This is a genomic window from Advenella sp. EE-W14 (assembly GCF_012923605.1).
Taxonomy (GTDB): domain Bacteria; phylum Pseudomonadota; class Gammaproteobacteria; order Burkholderiales; family Burkholderiaceae_B; genus Advenella; species Advenella alkanexedens.
Map to the genome: position 1 here is coordinate 84004 of NZ_JAAVNG010000007.1, position 17748 is coordinate 101751.

The 17748-nt window shown below is 49.9% G+C and carries 18 protein-coding genes and 3 tRNA genes; 12 read left to right on the top strand and 9 right to left on the bottom strand.

Annotation, left to right across the window (positions count from 1 at the left end):
- The first annotated feature begins 25 nt into the window (after positions 1 to 25).
- The 4 genes from gloB (at position 26) to dnaQ (ending at position 4095) form a co-directional block, all read left to right on the top strand.
- Positions 26 to 808, top strand: coding sequence for a hydroxyacylglutathione hydrolase (gene gloB / locus HCX92_RS04510; protein WP_169293746.1), 783 nt, complete (start codon positions 26 to 28; stop codon positions 806 to 808).
- Between the two features lie 8 nt (positions 809 to 816).
- On the top strand, positions 817 to 2478 hold the full coding sequence (locus tag HCX92_RS04515) for a transglycosylase SLT domain-containing protein (RefSeq protein ID WP_248289996.1): 1662 nt from the start codon (positions 817 to 819) through the stop codon (positions 2476 to 2478).
- Between the two features lie 103 nt (positions 2479 to 2581).
- Positions 2582 to 3364 carry an enoyl-ACP reductase FabI gene (fabI, locus tag HCX92_RS04520; RefSeq protein WP_169293747.1) on the top strand — a complete coding sequence of 261 codons (783 nt, stop codon included), beginning with the start codon at positions 2582 to 2584 and terminating at the stop codon, positions 3362 to 3364.
- A gap of 26 nt (positions 3365 to 3390) precedes the next feature.
- Complete coding sequence (gene dnaQ, locus HCX92_RS04525) at positions 3391 to 4095, top strand: DNA polymerase III subunit epsilon (RefSeq protein WP_169293748.1); 705 nt, start codon at positions 3391 to 3393, stop codon at positions 4093 to 4095.
- Here dnaQ and HCX92_RS04530 read toward each other — a convergent pair.
- Complete coding sequence (locus HCX92_RS04530; protein ID WP_169293749.1) at positions 4092 to 4634, bottom strand: GNAT family N-acetyltransferase; 543 nt, start codon at positions 4632 to 4634, stop codon at positions 4092 to 4094. The genes dnaQ and HCX92_RS04530 overlap by 4 nt on opposite strands.
- A 130-nt stretch (positions 4635 to 4764) precedes the next feature.
- Between HCX92_RS04530 and HCX92_RS04535 the strand changes: the two genes are divergently transcribed.
- The 4 genes from HCX92_RS04535 to HCX92_RS04550 all read left to right on the top strand — a co-directional run bounded on the left by HCX92_RS04535 (position 4765) and on the right by HCX92_RS04550 (position 7733).
- Complete coding sequence (locus tag HCX92_RS04535) at positions 4765 to 5109, top strand: TIGR01244 family sulfur transferase (protein ID WP_169293750.1); 345 nt, start codon at positions 4765 to 4767, stop codon at positions 5107 to 5109.
- Between the two features lie 18 nt (positions 5110 to 5127).
- Positions 5128 to 5589: a universal stress protein gene (locus HCX92_RS04540; protein ID WP_169293751.1), complete on the top strand. Its 462-nt coding sequence runs from the start codon at positions 5128 to 5130 to the stop codon at positions 5587 to 5589.
- A 145-nt stretch (positions 5590 to 5734) separates the two neighbouring features.
- On the top strand, positions 5735 to 6241 hold the full coding sequence (locus HCX92_RS04545; protein ID WP_169293752.1) for a peroxiredoxin: 507 nt from the start codon (positions 5735 to 5737) through the stop codon (positions 6239 to 6241).
- A 79-nt stretch (positions 6242 to 6320) separates the two neighbouring features.
- The gene (locus HCX92_RS04550; protein WP_169293753.1) at positions 6321 to 7733 is read left to right on the top strand and encodes an MFS transporter; all 1413 of its coding nucleotides are present in this window, start codon (positions 6321 to 6323) and stop codon (positions 7731 to 7733) included.
- A 139-nt stretch (positions 7734 to 7872) separates the two neighbouring features.
- Here the strand turns inward: HCX92_RS04550 and HCX92_RS04555 are convergent, their stop codons facing one another.
- Both HCX92_RS04555 and bioB read right to left on the bottom strand, forming a co-directional pair.
- The gene (locus tag HCX92_RS04555) at positions 7873 to 8730 is read right to left on the bottom strand and encodes a DMT family transporter (protein ID WP_169293754.1); all 858 of its coding nucleotides are present in this window, start codon (positions 8728 to 8730) and stop codon (positions 7873 to 7875) included.
- A 29-nt stretch (positions 8731 to 8759) separates the two neighbouring features.
- Positions 8760 to 9746, bottom strand: a complete 987-nt coding sequence (gene bioB, locus HCX92_RS04560) for a biotin synthase BioB (protein ID WP_169293755.1) — start codon at positions 9744 to 9746, stop codon at positions 8760 to 8762.
- A gap of 213 nt (positions 9747 to 9959) precedes the next feature.
- Here bioB and HCX92_RS04565 point away from each other — a divergent pair, with 213 nt between their 5' ends.
- From HCX92_RS04565 to HCX92_RS04580, 4 genes are all read left to right on the top strand, one after another.
- Positions 9960 to 10772 (top strand): YoaK family protein, encoded by an 813-nt coding sequence (locus tag HCX92_RS04565; protein ID WP_169293756.1) that lies wholly within the window; start codon positions 9960 to 9962, stop codon positions 10770 to 10772.
- Between the two features lie 141 nt (positions 10773 to 10913).
- Positions 10914 to 12368 (top strand): cardiolipin synthase, encoded by a 1455-nt coding sequence (gene cls, locus HCX92_RS04570; protein WP_371808390.1) that lies wholly within the window; start codon positions 10914 to 10916, stop codon positions 12366 to 12368.
- A gap of 23 nt (positions 12369 to 12391) precedes the next feature.
- Positions 12392 to 12940 (top strand): NUDIX hydrolase, encoded by a 549-nt coding sequence (locus tag HCX92_RS04575; RefSeq protein ID WP_169293757.1) that lies wholly within the window; start codon positions 12392 to 12394, stop codon positions 12938 to 12940.
- Positions 12940 to 13911, top strand: coding sequence for an adenosine deaminase (locus HCX92_RS04580; protein ID WP_169293758.1), 972 nt, complete (start codon positions 12940 to 12942; stop codon positions 13909 to 13911). The genes HCX92_RS04575 and HCX92_RS04580 overlap by 1 nt, the downstream gene beginning before the upstream one ends.
- Before the next feature lie 232 nt (positions 13912 to 14143).
- On the opposite strand, the gene HCX92_RS04585 is transcribed toward HCX92_RS04580, so the two are convergent.
- From HCX92_RS04585 to ybeY, 6 genes are all read right to left on the bottom strand, one after another.
- Positions 14144 to 14220: transfer RNA gene (locus tag HCX92_RS04585), tRNA-Asp, on the bottom strand.
- Between the two features lie 39 nt (positions 14221 to 14259).
- A tRNA-Glu gene (locus tag HCX92_RS04590) sits at positions 14260 to 14335 on the bottom strand.
- Positions 14336 to 14424: 89 nt separating this feature from the next.
- Positions 14425 to 14500: transfer RNA gene (locus HCX92_RS04595), tRNA-Ala, on the bottom strand.
- Between the two features lie 174 nt (positions 14501 to 14674).
- A complete protein-coding gene (gene lnt, locus HCX92_RS04600) occupies positions 14675 to 16243 on the bottom strand; it encodes an apolipoprotein N-acyltransferase (protein WP_169293759.1) in 1569 nt (522 codons plus the stop codon).
- A 3-nt stretch (positions 16244 to 16246) separates the two neighbouring features.
- A complete protein-coding gene (locus HCX92_RS04605) occupies positions 16247 to 17143 on the bottom strand; it encodes an HlyC/CorC family transporter (RefSeq protein ID WP_169293760.1) in 897 nt (298 codons plus the stop codon).
- 123 nt (positions 17144 to 17266) lie between these two features.
- Positions 17267 to 17743, bottom strand: a complete 477-nt coding sequence (gene ybeY, locus HCX92_RS04610) for an rRNA maturation RNase YbeY (protein WP_169293761.1) — start codon at positions 17741 to 17743, stop codon at positions 17267 to 17269.
- Positions 17744 to 17748: the final 5 nt, after the last annotated feature.

Below are 17748 nucleotides of genomic sequence, written 5' to 3' on the forward strand. Positions count from 1 at the left end.
TTCTTGGAGCATTTAAGTATTGGATATGACCTGTAAAATTCAGCCCATCAGTGCCTTTAACGATAATTATATCTGGATAATTGTACAGGGGAACAATGCCGTGGTGATTGATCCCGGTCAGGCCGAACCGGTGCTGGAAGTGCTGCGGGCTCAAAACCTGGACTTGCGGGCCATTCTGGTCACCCATCACCATGCCGATCATGTGGGAGGAATTGCCGGTTTGCGTGAACACACGGGAGCCAAAGTGTTTGGTCCTGCCACAGAGTCCATTCCTTTTTGCGATGTGCCCTTGCAGGAAGGCGACAGGGTCGGCATAGACGGTTTTTCCTGGTCGCTCTCTGTCCTTGAGGTGCCCGGTCATACATTGGGTCATATTGCCTATTATGGCGATATCAATCCCAACGAACCCGTGCTTTTTTGTGGTGATACCCTGTTTGCGACCGGTTGCGGAAGAATTTTTGAAGGGAATCCCACGCAAATGTACCAGAGCATTGATAAATTCAGAAAACTGCCGCAAAATACGCGGGTATTTTGCGCTCATGAGTATACATTGAGCAATATTGAATGGGCGCTTGCAGTAGAGGGGAGTAATCCTGATTTGCAGCAGTGGTCACAAGAAGCACGCTTGATCAGGAACCAGCAAAAACCAACCGTTCCCACTACGGTCGGTCACGAACTTAAGACCAATCCGTTTATGCGGGTTGAGTGCGAGTCTGTTATTAATGCCGCACAGGACAAAGCCGGGCGCAGTTTGAATGCCCCCGATGAGGTATTTGCCGTGTTGCGCGATTGGAAGAATTCATTCTAGGGATACTCATGAAATTAGTTAAGCTTGCCGTTATAGCTTCAGTTGTTGTTTTAACCGGGTGTGCATCCTCCGGCAATTCTTCCAAAAATTATTCTTCCTCAAATGGGCAGCAAAAAGATGTTTGGGAAAGAATCCGCAAAGGGCTCAAGATGCCCGATCTGCAAGATGACAGGGTTGAATACTGGACCAATTATTATGCGGCCCGTCCTGCGTCCGTGCAAATAATGGCGCAGCGCTCAAGCAAGTATATTCACTATATTACCCAGGAACTGGAAAGACGCAATATGCCCACTGAACTGGCTTTGTTGCCGTTTGTTGAAAGTGCCTATAATGCGAAAGCGGTTTCCAGTGCCAAAGCGGCCGGTCTGTGGCAATTCATTCCAAGTACGGGCACGCATTACAACTTGACGCAAGACTGGTGGAAAGATGAAAGACGGGATCCTGTCCAGTCTACCCATGCCGCGCTTAATTATCTGTCATATCTGCACGGTTTTCAGGATAATGACTGGCATTTGGCTCTCGCCTCTTACAACTGGGGAGAGGGTGCGGTTAAGCGTGCCCGTGAGCGTAATGCCAGTACGGGGCTCGGTACCGATTACCTGTCCCTTAATATGCCCAAGGAAACACGTGATTATGTTCCCAAGTTACAGGCTTTCGAAAACATCATAAGGAATCCCGCCCGTTATGGCATTAAACTGCCTCATGTGCCAGACCAGCCTTATTTCGAGAAAGTCAGCAACACGCATGACATTGATCTGGACGTTGCGGCCCGATTGGCCGAGATTTCCGTTGAGGAATTTCGTGAACTGAATCCATCGTTCCAGAGAAGTGTATTGCTGGGTGAGCACGCTTCGCAAATTCTGCTGCCCAAGCATAAAGTGACTGCCTTCAAGCGTAACCTTAAAAATTACCAGGGAGAACTCTCGGCGTGGGAAGGCTATACCCCTGCTCCGGGCGAGTCCCTGGCAAGTATTGCAGACAAACACGGCATTTCCCTGGACAAGTTGAAGTCGCTGAATGGTTATGGATCAAAGCAGTCGGTTGCCCTGTCTTCCAGAACCCTGATGGTGCCACGCAATTCGGGTGCATCGGCGGGTATTGCACCTAATGACATCATGGCGCCTGCCATTAACACGGCGGCACCGGCCATGCTGGCCAGCAACGATAATGTGGCAAGGCCCTCAGCCATGTCCCCAACGGTACCCGCCCGGGCTTCGGCACCCGTTCCTTCAGCCGTTTATACCAAAAAACCCGGTGTGGCAGCGGCTTTGGCAGCAAGAAATATAGATCCTTTGGTTGATATTATCAATTCAGGTAATCATGCCAGCTTAACGGCGGGTGTACGTGCCGTACCCGTAGCCGCTTCAAAGGCCGCCATTCCTGCCACCGTTTCACGGCCGGCCGTGTATACACGACCTGCGGTGGCCGCTGTCGCCCAAACCCCTGCCAAGCCTGCCGTGCGTACGGCTTCTTTAACCAAGCCGGCTCCAAAAGCCGAGGCGAAGAAAAAGGTATCGGCTCATAAAGTGGTCAAGGGAGACACACTTTACTCTTTGGCAAAACGTTATAATACGTCGGTTCAAGATTTGAAAGCGTTGAATAACATGAGTAACACAGACCTGAAACCAGGGGCATCGTTACGTATTCCCGGAGCCGGAAGCCGCGGTTAGGTCCGGCCGAACCGCTAAATTTTCAAGATGAAAATTGCGTAATACTTTCAGGTTACGCAATTTTTTTATAATGATTCCATTTTGCAAAATAGGATAAGAAACAATGGGTTTTCTTGCAAATAAAAGAGTCCTGGTCACAGGCGTCATTTCCAATCGTTCCATTGCTTATGGCATTGCACGTGCCTGTCATCAGCAAGGTGCCGAGTTGGCATTCACCTACGTCGGCGACCGCTTCAAAGACCGTGTCACGGAATTTGCCGCTGATTTTGGCAGCAATATCGTGATTCCCTGCGATGTTTCCTCTGATGAAAACATTGATGCCGCGTTTGCCGAGCTGGCAAAGCACTGGGACGGCCTGGATGGCCTTGTGCACTCCATTGGTTTTGCACCCCGGGAAGCCATTGCCGGCAATTTCCTGGATGGCGTTACCCGTGAGAATTTCCGTATTGCCCATGATATTTCGGCTTACAGTTTTCCAGCCATGGCAAAGGCGGCATTGCCGTTGCTGCAGGCACGCAAAGGCTCTGTCCTTACCATGACTTACCTGGGTGCAGAAAAATCCATCCCCAATTACAATACCATGGGCCTGGCTAAAGCTTCTCTTGAAGCCAGTGTCCGTTATCTGGCCAGCGCACTGGGCGAGCAGGGTATCCGTTCTAATGCGATTTCCGCAGGCCCCATCAAGACATTGGCAGCCAGTGGCATCAAGGATTTTTCGGTTATTCTGAATTTTGTTGAAAAACATGCTCCCTTGCGTCGTAATGTGACTATTGATGACGTGGGCAATACTGCAGCCTTCCTGTTGTCAGAGTTGGCGGCAGGAATTACCGGCCAGGTGGTGCATGTCGATGCCGGCTTCTCGGCTGTTGTGCCAGGTATGGCTTAATTGTTTTTTCCGGGGTTGTATAAATAATGCGTCAGATTATTCTTGATACCGAAACTACAGGCCTTGATCCGGATCAGGGCGACCGGGTTATTGAGCTGGGGTGTGTCGAGGTCATTAATCGGGAGTTAACCGGGAATAACCTGCATCTTTATTTCAACCCCGACCGGGACAGCTCCCCCGAGGCTTTGGCGGTTCATGGCCTGACCACCGAGTTTCTGTCCCAACACAATCGATTCAGCGATGAGGCGCAACGCATTGCCGCTTATCTGGAAGGCGCTGAAATTATCATTCATAATGCCGCGTTCGATACTAAATTCCTGAATGCCGAGTTTGCCCGGGTAGGCATGCCTACGCTTAACAGCATTGCCGGTCTTATTACCGATACCCTGGCCATGGCGCGGGAACGATTCCCTGGCAAGCGCAATAACCTTGACGTGCTTTGCGAGCGTTTTGATATTTCCAACAAGCATCGTGTCTTGCATGGCGCCTTGCTGGACGCCGAGCTGCTGGCTGAAGTCTGGTTGGCCATGACACGAGGTCAGTTTGGTCTGCTGATAGATGAAACGGGTGAGCAGGGTACACAAAAAAAAATGACAGACATATTGGCACTGGATACCTTGATATTGCCGGTTATCAGGCCGTCAGATCCAGAGCTGCAGGCGCACCAGGAGTACCTGGATGCCCTGGATAAAGTAGCCGGAAAAACCTGTTTATGGCGTGAGCTCGCCTAATTCTCCTGTTGGGGCAGTGTGTGGCTGCCCTCGCCAATTTCACGTTGCATCAAGACTGTATCAATCCATCTGTTATGTTTGAAACCCGTGTTGGGCTGTATGCCTGTCAGGGTGAAGCCGTGACGCTTGTGCAGATTGATGGATGCCAGGTTTTCGGTGCCACCAATCACCGCGATCATCTGGCGCCAGGGGCCTAGTTCACAATGTCTGATGAGCGCCGCTAACAGTTGGCTGCCAATCCCTTTTTGTCCCATGTCATGGCGCAGATAAATGCTGTTTTCTACCGTAAAGCGATAGGCAATGCGCGGGCGGTATGCGGAGGCATAACAATAGCCAACCACTTCATTGTTGTAAAGGGCAACCAGATAGGGGTATCCGGCCGTAATGACTTTGTCATAACGCTGGCGCATTTCATTCACATCGGGAACTGTTTCTTCGAAGGTGGCCATGCCGTAAAGGACGTGATGTGCATAAATGGATTGAATGGCGGTTATGTCACTGGGCTGTGCGGGACGGATATGGCAGGTATCGGCTTGCATGATGAATCTGGCGGGAAAAGTGAAAAATAATTGTTTACAATCAAATAAACTAGCATAAAATCAGATAACCGGAAAGGATAAAGAGTACGATACTTCTATATCCTTCAAATAGTTGATTGAAGAGGAATTCATGTCTACACCATTTACACCGTTAAGTGATACCGTTGCCGTTGCACCCCAATTAAGCGCGAGTGATATGGCTGCCGTCAAGGCGGCCGGTTTCAATAGTGTTATTATCAATCGTCCCGATCTGGAAGGTGGCGACACCCAGCCGCTTTCAGCCGAGATCATCAAGGCCGGGCAAGAGGTCGGTCTTACCGTGGTGTACCAGCCTGTGGTGAGTGGTGCAATGACACAGGAAAACGTCAATCAGTTTCAAGAGTATCTGAAAACCTTGCCAACACCTATTTTGGCTTTTTGTCGTACCGGAACCCGTTGTACGCATCTGTACAATGCCGCCAAACAAACATCCTAGTTCAAAGGAGCTCACTTTATGTATAAAAAAATATTGCTGCCTATCGATGGTTCAGAAATTTCTGCTCAAGCTGCCAATTCCGGTATTTGTTTTGCCCGCCAAATTGGCGCTGAGATCGTTACCATTAATGTCACCCAGCCTTTTTCAACATTGATTGGTTTTGATGGTATGGCGGCTTCATATGCCATTTCCGATGGCGATTACGAAGAGGCTGCCAAAAAAGAAGCACAGGAGTATCTGAAGCCGGTCCTGGAGCGGGCTGAAACGGCAGGGGTTAAGGCAACATCAGTCATTACCTCCAATTACAGTGTGGCCGATGGCATTGTAGAGGCTGCCAAAGAGCATAATTGTGACCTCATATATATAGCCAGTCATGGCCGCAGCGGTTTGTCCCGGCTGTTGCTGGGTAGCGTAACGATCAAGGTGCTGTCTTTGGCGCATACCTCGGTTCTGGTCTATCGTGTCAAGGAAAGCAGCTAGTCCTTAAGTGGTCTTTTTGCAAATAAAACCGCCTTAAACCCTTAACCGGGATAAGGCGGTTTTTGTTTTCAGGGGCATTTGTTTTTTTTCAAGGCAGGTAGTGATACACTTTCCTTTCATATAGACTTTATTTCAAGGAGAAGTCATGATGATTAAAATTGGCGATAAAGTGCCAGACGGTACATTAACAGAGTTTATTGAAACCGCTTCCGAAGGTTGTTCTTTGGGGCCCAATGCATTTCAAGTATCGGACCTGGTCAAAGGCAAAAAAATTGCCCTGTTTGCAGTACCCGGTGCCTTTACGCCAACCTGCTCTGCCCAGCATCTGCCAGGATATATTGAACTGGAAAGCCAGCTCAAAGCCAAGGGGGTTGATGAAATCTGGTGTGTTGCCGTCAATGATGCTTTTGTGATGGGTGCCTGGGGTCGGGAACAGAATGCACAGGGTAAAGTACGCATGCTTGCTGATGGATCGGCAACATGGACCAAAGCCATGGGTCTTGAGCTTGATTTGACTGCCCGGGGTATGGGCGTGCGTTCACGCCGCTATTCCGCTGTATTGGAGGATGGTGTGGTTACGCTTCTGAACCTTGAGGAAGGCGGTGCTTATGAAGTGAGTGATGCAAAGACATTATTGTCCCAGTTAGGCTAGTTTATTGGTAATTTTTTAAGGTCCCTGCGTTGGCAGGGACCTTTTACTGTTCTGGATTGCGGATTGCAGGTGTCTGGGTATGATTTCACTGTTTTTGTCCTTTTTGTCGCTTTACACTGCAATTCTTTTCTTGTCTCTTGGTACGGGTTTATTCAACACGTACATTGCGCTCTTTCTTACGCAGAACAATGTCAGTGAGGTTTGGGTAGGCCTGCTGATGGCGGCCTATTATACGGGACTTGTTCTGGGGGCCCGCACCGGGCACCGGCTGATTGTTTATGTGGGACATATCCGGGCTTATGCCATTGCCGCTGCCATTGTGACAGTGATGGTTTTATTGCAGACCATTGTGTCAAATATTACGTTGTGGCTGCTTTTTCGGGTCATCGTGGGTATGGCCATGGTCACACAGTACATGATTCTTGAGAGCTGGCTGAGCGATCAGTCTGACTCGACAACGCGTGGCAGTATTTTTGCTTTTTACATGATTATGTCCAGTTCCGGGCTGGTATTGGGTCAGGCTTCAATTTCCATTTTTCCGTCATTGGATCATACGCCACTTATTGTGGTTGCCATTGCAATGGCTCTTTGCCTGATTCCTGTGGCCATGACACGCCGGGTTCATCCGGTTATTCAGTCGCAGGCACCTATCAAGTTGCCGGTGTTTATCAGATTGGTGCCCATATCCTTGTTTATTCTATTCATGGCGGGTTGTATTACCGGTACGTTTTACAGTCTGGCACCGGTATATGGTATTAAATTGGGCCTGGATACCGACCAGATTGCCTTGTACCTGTCTGTCTGTGTAATGGCGGGCGTGTTGTTCCAGTGGCCAATGGGATGGCTGTCTGACCGGATTGATCGGGTCAAACTGATTGGCATTAATGTTTTCCTGCTAACCCTGGTGACGATTCCCCTGTATGGATATTGGTCGATACCCTTTCCGTTGCTACTGCTGTTGGCGGCTATTGTGGGGGTTTTGCAATTTACCATTTATCCACTGGCTACCGCTTTTGCCAATGATCATGTGGAGCCTGGTCTGCGGGTGGGCTTAAGTGGCGTCCTGTTGATGGTCTACGGGGTTGGTGCGGGTCTGGGGCCTGTTGTGGCCGGTAAGCTGATGGATGAAATGGGCTCGGGGATGTTCTACATTTTCACCTCCATTTGTGCATTTATCCTGACATTATTTATCAGTCGTCAAAAAGTATCCGGGAAATACCGGGTGCAGCCAGAGCCTTTTGTGCCCATGCCGGTTGATATTCAGCCTGCCCCGGCCGTCTTGGAACTTGATCCACGCGTCGATCTCAGTATTGATATTTCCGCTGATAAAGAGAAAATGGAAGAAGTTATCGAGCAGCTAAAAGCCGATGAGGAGCAGGAAAAGCTTGAGCAGGAACGACTTGAACAGGAACGACTTGAACAGGAACGACTTGAACAGGAACGACTTGAACAGGAACGACTTGAGCAGGAACGACTTGAGGCGCTTGATTAAAAAAGTAAATCCCGCGGGTTGGCGGGGTTTGCCGGATTGTGTGAGAAGCCTTGCCGTTCAGGGCGGGAGATGCACGGTTAGCCTGTGCAGATCCCTGGCCTGTTGGTGGGGCGTCGGGCCAAGAACCTACTGAAGCGACTCAGGCAATAATCCAGTAATAAAGGCAGAATACGGCCAGGATGGCCAGCACAATGCCGATGGCATTGACCAGGCTGATCTTTTCCCTGAAAACCAGGGCGCCAACCAGCGTACCCAGGCTGATGACACCAATGTTCATGGTGGTAAAAACCAGGGTGGGGTTTTCGCTGAAGTGTTGGTGGGCCTTGATATAAAAAAGGATATTCCCAAAATTCAGGCAACCCAGCACCAGACCGCCAACAGCATGGCGCAGGTGCCATTGTGCCTTGCTGGCGAATAAGTAAAAAAACATAAGTAAGCCCGCCATGGCAAAGGCAATAAACAGTCCGGTAGGGAACGCAGTACCGGTTTTAGCCATTTGCTTGAACAGGATATCAATTACGCCGTAACCGAGCCACACCATTAACAGATACAGGACACTGCTGCGGGTTTGCCGCGCGGAGGCACCTGAGGCAGGTTTCCAGAGCAGACAAAACAGGGCAATGAAGGCGATGACCAGGCTGACGCCCCGTGGCAGCGACAGCGTTTCTCCAAAAATCGTGAATGAAGCGATAATCGGCAGGAACAGGGAAAGCCTTTGTGCGGCATCGGCACGTACAATGCCGGCAAATTCAACAGCCTTGAACATGGCCAGGAAAATCAGTGGCAACAATACGCCCAAGATGGCAAACAGCCCCCAGGGTAATGCTTGTATGCTGTCGCCCGAGAGCTTGGGTTGTAAAAGCAGCCAGCATAACGTAATGGCGGTTACATAGTTGAAGGCAATGGCCTGTTTGATGTCAACCGCGTGTTGGCGGGCTATTTTCAACAGGACGGATACCGTCACGCTGCATAAAATGCTTAGAAGTAGATAAATCATAATGTTTTCTGCTTGGGTGTGGCTTAATCTTAATGATGGTTTTGGGCGCCTGTCGCTTTCAGATTAAGCCGTTCCAGTAACTGTTGATCGTCCAGTGCCTGGGGGTTGCCACTGGTCAGCAGTTTTTCGCCGTAGAAAATAGAATTTGCACCAGCCAGAAAACAAAGTGCCTGAATGCCGTCACTCATTTGCTCGCGCCCGGCAGACAGGCGAACATAGGCTTTAGGCATGGTAATGCGGGCCACGGCAATCGTGCGGATGAATTCAAACGGGTCCAGGTCTTCATTATCAAATAATGGCGTGCCCTTGATTTTGACCAGGTTGTTCACGGGCACCGATTCCGGGTAAGGATCCAGGTTGGCCAGTTGGGCAATCAGGCCTGCGCGTTCCCGGCGGGATTCTCCCAGCCCCACAATACCACCGCAGCACACATTGAGTCCGGCATTACGTACTCTTTCCAGGGTTTCCAGGCGGTCTTCATAAGTGCGGGTGGTAATGATTTCACCATAGAACTCGGGGGAAGTGTCAAGGTTATGGTTGTAATAGTCCAGACCTGCGTCACGTAATTGTTCTGCCTGACCTTCCTGCAGCATGCCCAGAGTGACACAGGTTTCCATACCCAGTTCCTTGACGGCCGTGATCATTTTGGCGATTTCGTCCAGTTGGTGGGGTTTGGGATTGCGCCATGCCGCACCCATGCAAAAGCGCTGGGCACCATTATCACGGGCCGATTTTGCTGCATTGACGACCTCTTCAAGTGGCATCAGTTTTTCAGCCTTCACTTCCGTGTTGTAACGCGCCGACTGGGGGCAGTAGGAGCAGTCTTCGGCACAGCCACCGGTTTTGATGGACAGCAGACTGGATAACTGGATCTCATTGGGCTTGTGGTGAGCGCGATGAATTTGCTGGGCCTGAAATAACAGGTCCATGAAAGGCAGTTCAAATAAACCGACAATTGATGTGACATTCCATACGGTATTTTGATGGGATGTGCCTGGTTGTGTTAATGTATCCATTTGCAGTTTTTCGCTTAAGTAATGATTCAAATTTACTTATCGTAAAGTCGCAAAGATAAATAAGCAATAATGTTAAATGGGTGTTGTTTTTGATTTTTAACGTAAATTAGCTGCTTTATTATGTGTTTTGTCGTGTTTTAGTGTAATTTTGCGGTCTGGGCAAGACACGGTCAATATTTTTCAGTTTGTTTTTAAAAATTGTGTTTGTGGAACATGTCGTTCAAAGACTATTCGCGTCGTTTAAGTGGAAAAATAAGAACTAAAGATGCAAATTCATCACTTGCTTATTATTTGACATTTATTGCCGGGGCAATCAATGCTGGGGGTTTTTTGGCGATCGGGCAGTATACGTCGCATATGTCGGGTATTGTCTCGGGCATGGCAGACTCCCTGGCTTTGTGGAACTGGACGATCGTGCTCTCTGGCCTGGGGGCGTTCATGGCTTTTACGGCCGGAGCGGGTACGACGGCAATCATTATTAACTGGGCTCGGCATTCTTATTTGCGAAGCGAATATGCGCTGCCGATTTTGCTGGAAGCCATGATGCTGATCCTGTTTGGTGCCCTTGATGGCATGCAGTGGTATTACGATTGGCTCTGGACCTCGGTAACCGTTGCCGTGTTGTGTTATATCATGGGGCTTCAAAATGCCATCATTACCAAAATGTCCCACTCTGAATTCAGAACCACGCATGTGACCGGCATGGTGACCGATATTGGCATTGAATTGGGCAAGCTGTTTTATTGGAATCCCAATAAGAATGATCCCAAAAAACCCATTGTCAGGGGAGACCGGGCCAAGCTCAAATTGTTAAGCAAGCTGGTGTTTCTGTTTTTTCTGGGAGGGGTAACCGGTGCTTTCGGTTTCAAGCATTTGGGATTTACATTTACAGTGGTGTTGGCGTCCATCCTGGTTCTGATTGCCAGTGCGCCCATACTGGATGATCTTCATGCGGCAAGGGTTTTGCTGATGCGCAGGCGGCGTACAGAGCATGAATCGGATAAAGGTGAAAGGCGTTCTGAATGAACCGCATGTGGCTTAATGGGTATGGACCAGAGGGCTTGATTGGATTATTCTGACCTTTGCGCATGCGGGCGCAGTCGTCATTGACTGTTAAACAAAGGAAAGCGGGAGGCAGTATCGGGTGGCCATCATAAAGGTGTCTAAGTGTCTTTGATTCCTCAGGAATTTCATGCTTTGATATACACGGTCTGGACCTTGTATATTGTCGCCATGGGCGGCTGGATTCTATTGCAGAAAAGGTCTCCGATCTCCACGCTGACCTGGATTCTTACCCTTAGCCTTATTCCCGTGTTGGGGTTCTTTATTTATTATCTGTTTGGCCCTAAAAAAATAATCCGGCACCGGCTCAGCCGCCGCCGAAGCAAGCAGATTGTCGAGCGTAACTATGCCATCTGGTCTTCTTTTATCCAGACCGAAGACTTTCCTGATGCCTATAAATCAATGGCTCGGCTTATTTTCAATACCACGAATATCCCCTTGTGCCATTCCATGGATTACCGCCTGTTATCCGGGGGGGAAAAAACCTATGATGCGATTTTTGAGGCCATTCGCAAGGCTGAAAAATATATTCTGCTTGAGTACTATATTTTTGAAAACGACCAAACGGGTCAGGCCTTGCGGGATTTGCTGACGGAAAAAGTCAAAAAAGGTGTAAAGGTGTATTTGCTGGTGGATGCCCTGGGTTCTTCCCGCCTTACCCGTCGTTTCATGCGTGATTTTACCCAGGCAGGCGGTGAGCTGGGGTTTTTTCATAACATCACCTGGCGTCGCCTGTTTTCTCTGATCAATTTTCGCAATCACCGGAAAATCGTGATTTGTGATGGCCTGACCGGTTTTACCGGTGGAGTCAATATTACCGATGCGCAGGACTTAAGAAAAAAACCCGATGCCTATCATGATGTGCATATCCAGGTGGAGGGGCCGGTTATTGCCTGGCTTGAAAGCGTTTTTATTGAAGACTGGCATTACTCAACCGGGGATCTTTCTTTGGTCAGGATCTTAAGAAAAACCGGGGAGAACGAGCCTGATGTAGAACGTGTGGTGACAGAACCATCCCAGGCTTATCGCATGCAGGTCATACCTTCGGGGCCCGACTCTGATTTTGCCCCCATTTTGCGGGTGATGCTGTCAGCCATGTACCGGGCCCGCAAACGGATTTATTTAACCACTCCTTATTTTGTGCCCGATGAAGCCTCGCTGTTTGCCCTGACATCCGCGGCCCTTAAAGGGGTGGATGTGCGTTTGCTGGTGCCTCGCAAAAGTGATAATCTGGTGGTCACACTGGCAACCCGATCCTGGTATGATGATCTTGTCAGGGCGGGGGTCCGGATATACGAATACACGCCGCGCATGCTGCATACCAAAACCCTGGTCATTGATGATGACCTGTCTTTTATTGGCAGCGCCAATTTTGATTATCGCAGTTTTTACCTTAACTTTGAGGTTTCGGTATTGTGTTATGAACCCAAGGCCAATGAGTTGCTGGCCCGTGAGTTTCATGAGTCCCTGCAGTCTTCAGAGGAAGTGGTGCTCAGGAAACAAAGTGTTGCCTATCGCCTTTTGATCTCTACCGCCCGTTTATTTTCTCCCTTGCTTTAATTTGAATTGAAAGAGTATTTTTTATGTCTGATATTGGTCTTGTGGAAACCCTGAAAGAAAGTCGTCCGGTATTTTCCGGGGCGGTGGTCAAGCTGTCGGTTGACACCGTTGAGTTGCCCAATGGCAAGCAGGCCACCCGTGAGGTGGTGCGTCATTGCGGTGCCGTGTGCGTACTGGCGGTGACTGCGCAAGATCAAGTGGTATTGGTCAGGCAATTCCGGCATCCTGTTGGTGATGTGCTGCTGGAAATTCCGGCCGGCAAGCTGGACATGGACGGTGAAAGCCCCGAACAATGCGCCTATCGGGAACTGGCCGAAGAAACGCCTTATACGGCACAATCCATGACCCTGATCCATAAGTTCTATACCGCACCCGGGTTTTGTGATGAGTTGATGTACCTGTACGAAGCCAGGAGTCTTACTGAAAACAGTGAATTGAAAGCGGATGAGGATGAGTTTGTGCAAACCGTTTTGTTAGGCCGGGAACAAATCAAGCAGGCTATTAAAGACAGGAGCATTCAGGATGCCAAAACCCTGATTGCCCTGCAAAGCTGGTTGCTGGGGGGCGAATAGTGAATACACAGGAACTCCGTTCATTTATCCGGGATCTGCCCAAGGCGGAATTGCATTTGCATATAGAAGGCACGCTTGAGGCCGACATGATTTTTGCCCTCGCCGAGCGTAACAAGGTTCGTTTGCCTTATGCGGATATCGACTCATTAAAAAAGGCCTACCAGTTTACCGATCTGCAGTCTTTTCTGGATCTGTATTATGCCGGTGCCGCTGTTCTTCAAACCGAACAGGATTTTCATGACATGACCTGGGCTTATTTGCAGCGTGCCGCGGCCGATGGGGTGGTGCATGCGGAAATCATGTTTGACCCGCAAACCCATACAAGCAGGGGGGTGGCCATTGAAACGGTGTTTGCCGGCTTGGCCAGCGCCTTGCGGCAGGGGCAAAAAGAACTGGGTATCAACAGCAGCCTGATCTTCAGCTTCCTGCGTCATTTAAGCCAGGCTGATGCTTTTGCCGCACTGGAGCAGGCTTTGCCCTTGCGTGAGCAATACGCTGATCTGTGGGTATCGGTGGGGCTTGATTCTTCTGAAGTTGGCAATCCGCCAGAAAAATTCCAGGAGGTTTTTGCCCACTGTAAAGCGCTGGGTTTCAGGTCGGTGGCGCATGCCGGTGAAGAGGGGCCGGCCTCTTATGTGCGCGACGCCCTTGACCTGTTGCAGGCCGAGCGTATTGATCATGGCGTGCGCAGTGAAGAAGACCCGATTCTGATGCAGCGCTTGCGGCAAGAACAGGTTCCCTTGACCGTATGCCCACTGTCCAATCTAAAGCTCTGTGTGGTGGATGACTTGAAAGAGCATAACCTGAAACGCCTGCTTGAACAGGGCCTTTGTGTCACTATCAATTCAGATGATCCGGCCTATTTTGGCGGTTATATACTGGATAACTACGTTGCCACGGCCCAAGCTCTTGATTTGTCTAAAGAGCAGCTGGTACAGCTTGCCGCCAATAGCATGGCAGCGCGTTTTTGAGTGGTGGATATGTGCTTCTAATATGCATTCCCACGTTAAATGGACTGAGTCCGGTACAATACCGGACTCAGGTTTTAGCTGCCTGGTTTTTAATTGTCCAACATTTGGGGGGCACTTCACTTGTGCTTTATTGTTATGTGAACCGAGCGTGCTACTGAGATAGTGAAGAATTATTGCCGGACATGAAAAAAGCCCTTAACTTTGATTAAGCTAAGGGCTTTTTGAAATTTTGTGGCGGAGCGGACGGGACTCGAACCCGCGACCCCCGGCGTGACAGGCCGGTATTCTAACCAACTGAACTACCGCTCCGCAGCGGTATGTGTAAAGTCAACATCAAACTAAAAAGTTTGGCGTCCCCTAGGGGATTCGAACCCCTGTACCCACCGTGAAAGGGTGGTGTCCTAGGCCTCTAGACGAAGGGGACAGGACTTTAACTTAAAACTTACTACATTTTGATTGTGAGCGATAAAAACTGTTTCACAACCTGCTTCGCTAAACCTTTCCAAAGAAAGTTGGTGGAGATAAGCGGGATCGAACCGCTGACCTCTTGCATGCCATGCAAGCGCTCTCCCAGCTGAGCTATACCCCCAATTGAGTGACTAGCGAAGAATTAGAATTATGCCTATGTTTCTATCTTTGTGCAAGACCTTTTTGTTGCTTATGTACAAAAAAGCCACATTTTAATGATTGGCCTCTGAAAATGATGTTTTTTTGCCAAAAAATATTGTTTTTGTGCTTGCCAGAAAAATTTTTTGAGAAAAAATCAGGCTTTTTTTCTGATAAGCACACCCAAGGCAATGCAAAGCAGTGACAGAATAATAACCAGGCTATTGCCGGTACGAGCATAAAGCGTATAGCCTTGCGTTCCCTGTACCTGTACATCCAACACACCTGGAATGGCGGTAGGCAGCGCGGCAATCAAGTTGCCGTTGGCATCTATGGCTGCGGTGGTACCCGTATTGGTCGCGCGTACCATGGGACGCGCGGTTTCCATGCTGCGCATGCGTGCTATTTGCAAATGTTGTCCCAGGGCAAAGGTATTGCCAAACCAGGCCAGGTTACTGACGTTAAACATAATGCTGGCACCCGGGGAGCCGTCGGGCCGTGCAAACAGGGCGGGCAACAGCTCTTCGCCAAAAACGTCTTCATAGCAGATATTGGGTGCAAAAACCTGCTCTTCTACCACGAAGTTGTGTTGAAAAGCGGTGCCTCGGTCAAAATCGCCAAGCGGTATGCCAAGGGCGTGAACAAACCAGCGAAATCCGTAGGGGATGAATTCACCAAAAGGAACCAGGTGTTGTTTATCATAAACCGGCAGCTCCAGGCCGGACATCAAGGCCTCGGTGCTGGTGTTGCCATCAAGGGCGATGACACTATTGGTGAAGCGTTCACCGCGATGATCCAGGGTGCGCAAAGGAACGCCCATGAAAAAAACGCTTTGGGTGTGTTCGGCTATTTGGGTGACTGATTGCCAGAATTCCGGGCTCATCCGGTTTTGGAAGCCGGGGATGATGGTTTCCGGGAAAATGATGACTTTGGCGGGCGCTTCAGGGTCGGCGGGTTCCAGCAAGGCCAGGTCAAAATTTTCATACATGCTTTCCATCATCGTGTCGGGATGGAATTTGCGGTCTTGGGAAATATTCCCCTGGACCAGCCTGATTGAAATGGGGTTGCCATGAGGCTGGTGCCAGGATAGTTGTTTCAGTCCAACGCTGAGCATGAACAACCCGACGATAAATGCCAGGCAAAGAATTGATTTTTTTTGTTGCTGTTTGTGCAGGTAAACAAGGCCGGCAGCCAAGAGTGCGGATACCAGTGCTGCCATGAAACCGACACCGTAAACACCCAGGACGGGGGCCCAGCCGGACAGGGCACCGTCGGTGTGAGCATAACCCGTGCTGTTCCAGGGAAAGCCGGTAAAAATAAAACTGCGCAGCCATTCGGATAAGGCCTGGCAACCGGCCCAGACAAGTATGAAACTGGACAGATTACGGTTTGACAGGTAGCGGGTGACGCTGGCGGCCAGTATGGGATACAGGCTTAAATAGGCGGACAGCAGGAAGACGGCGGCAGCGGCCAGTGGCGCTGCCAGCGCGCCGTAGGTGTTCATGCTGATGAACAGCCAGTAAATACCCACGCAGAAATTGCTGATGCTGAACCAGGCGGCGGAGCCGGCCGCCTGACGTACGTTAGCCGCCCTGAAGACATGCCAGGCCAGCAGGGCCAGGGTGATGATTTGTATTGATGACAGGCTCCATGCAGGAAGCGGGGAGGCGGAAAAGCTCAGGGCATGCAAGGCGCCCGCGGCAAGCAATAAAAGCCGGTGCATCATGGTTTAGTTGTCTTTGTTGGTAACAGCGGAGGAGGTGGAGCGCCTGACATGCAGCCACAAGGCGCGTCGCGCATCGGCCCGCAAGACCCGGAACCTCAGGTTTTCGTAGTCGTGCGTGTCGCCACGTTGGGGAATGTGATCCAGTTCTGCTGCCAGCCAGCCACCAATGGTGTCATAGTCATCTTCGGGGATATGGCTGTGGATGGTTTGGTTGAAGTCGCTGATATCGGTGATGGCCATGACCCGCCAGGCATTTTCCGATTCAGGGAAAATGGTTTGCTCGGCTTCTTCATCGTATTCATCTTCAATATCACCCACAATTTGTTCAAGGACATCTTCCATGGTGATAAGGCCGGTAATGCTGCCATATTCATCGATGGCGATGGCAAGATGATTGCGGTTTTCCTTGAAGTCGCGCAACAGTTGATTGAGTTTTTTGGTTTCGGGCACAAAATAGGCAGGCCTGATCAGGTTGCGGATTTTAAGCTCGGGGTCATTGAAAAAGCGCAGTAAATCTTTGGCCAGCAAAATGCCAATGATATTGTCACGCTCATTTTCGTAGACGGGAAAGCGAGAGTGAGCCGTGTCGATAATGATGGGCAGCAGTTCCTGCACGGATAGCGAGGCATCAAGCATATCCATGCGTGAGCGGGGAACCATGATGTCGCTGACATTTTTTTCGGTGACCGAAATGGAGCCCAGAATCATCGTGTAAGAGTCATCGTCCAGGATTTCCCTGTCATGTGCGGCGCACAGGATTTCCTGGATATCTTCACGGTCTTCAGGCTCGTTTTGGCCAATGAAAGTTTTAAAACGCTGCAATAAAGAGCGTGCGGTTGATTTTTTGGCTGACTTCGATTCCGAGTCAGCCTCGCTGGAAGGATATGGATCTGTTGACATCTCTGGACGTCTAGTTAATGGGAATTTAAGCATAACTCAAAATGAAGATTTTTTGATGAAATTTCATCTTGTTCATTGAAAATGCCGGGATTCTCTTTTAAACGTCTTGTTTTTTGCCCCTTATCAACGTTCCAGATAAGGGTTTTCGATATGTAAACGCGTCAGGATGGCAACTTCCATGGCCTCCATGTGTTCGGCCTCATCGTGGTTGAGATGGTCGTAACCCAGCGCGTGAAGGGTGCCGTGAATCACCAGGTGGGCGGCATGGTGTTTGAATGGTTTGCCCTGTTCTTCAGCTTCTTTTTTCAATACATCAAGGCACAGGATAATGTCTCCGCGTGCCGTGCCTTCCGGGTCAACGCCGTATTCAAAAGTCAGGACGTTGGTGGCATAATCTTTGTCGCGGTAGCTGGCATTCAGGGATCGGCCTTCAGCGGTGTTTACCAGGCGCAGGGTCAGTTCGGCACGCTGGAATGCATCAGGGCAATCCTGGTTGGCGGCCTGGACGGCCTTCAGGGCCCAGGCACGCAGTTGCTGGCGTGACAGTTCCGGCGCATCCACGGCGTATTGGACGGTAAAGCTGAGAACGGGTTCTGGCATGATGG

Bases quoted from the DNA above. Each gene is read 5' to 3' on its own strand.
- gloB (WP_169293746.1), top strand. From the start codon at position 26: ATGACCTGTAAAATTCAGCCCATCAGTGCCTTTAACGATAATTATATC.
- HCX92_RS04515 (WP_248289996.1), top strand. From the start codon at position 817: ATGAAATTAGTTAAGCTTGCCGTTATAGCTTCAGTTGTTGTTTTAACC.
- fabI (WP_169293747.1), top strand. From the start codon at position 2,582: ATGGGTTTTCTTGCAAATAAAAGAGTCCTGGTCACAGGCGTCATTTCC.
- dnaQ (WP_169293748.1), top strand. From the start codon at position 3,391: ATGCGTCAGATTATTCTTGATACCGAAACTACAGGCCTTGATCCGGAT.
- HCX92_RS04530 (WP_169293749.1), bottom strand. From the start codon at position 4,634: ATGCAAGCCGATACCTGCCATATCCGTCCCGCACAGCCCAGTGACATA.
- HCX92_RS04535 (WP_169293750.1), top strand. From the start codon at position 4,765: ATGTCTACACCATTTACACCGTTAAGTGATACCGTTGCCGTTGCACCC.
- HCX92_RS04540 (WP_169293751.1), top strand. From the start codon at position 5,128: ATGTATAAAAAAATATTGCTGCCTATCGATGGTTCAGAAATTTCTGCT.
- HCX92_RS04545 (WP_169293752.1), top strand. From the start codon at position 5,735: ATGATGATTAAAATTGGCGATAAAGTGCCAGACGGTACATTAACAGAG.
- HCX92_RS04550 (WP_169293753.1), top strand. From the start codon at position 6,321: ATGATTTCACTGTTTTTGTCCTTTTTGTCGCTTTACACTGCAATTCTT.
- HCX92_RS04555 (WP_169293754.1), bottom strand. From the start codon at position 8,730: ATGATTTATCTACTTCTAAGCATTTTATGCAGCGTGACGGTATCCGTC.
- bioB (WP_169293755.1), bottom strand. From the start codon at position 9,746: ATGGATACATTAACACAACCAGGCACATCCCATCAAAATACCGTATGG.
- HCX92_RS04565 (WP_169293756.1), top strand. From the start codon at position 9,960: ATGTCGTTCAAAGACTATTCGCGTCGTTTAAGTGGAAAAATAAGAACT.
- HCX92_RS04575 (WP_169293757.1), top strand. From the start codon at position 12,392: ATGTCTGATATTGGTCTTGTGGAAACCCTGAAAGAAAGTCGTCCGGTA.
- lnt (WP_169293759.1), bottom strand. From the start codon at position 16,243: ATGATGCACCGGCTTTTATTGCTTGCCGCGGGCGCCTTGCATGCCCTG.
- HCX92_RS04605 (WP_169293760.1), bottom strand. From the start codon at position 17,143: ATGTCAACAGATCCATATCCTTCCAGCGAGGCTGACTCGGAATCGAAG.
- ybeY (WP_169293761.1), bottom strand. From the start codon at position 17,743: ATGCCAGAACCCGTTCTCAGCTTTACCGTCCAATACGCCGTGGATGCG.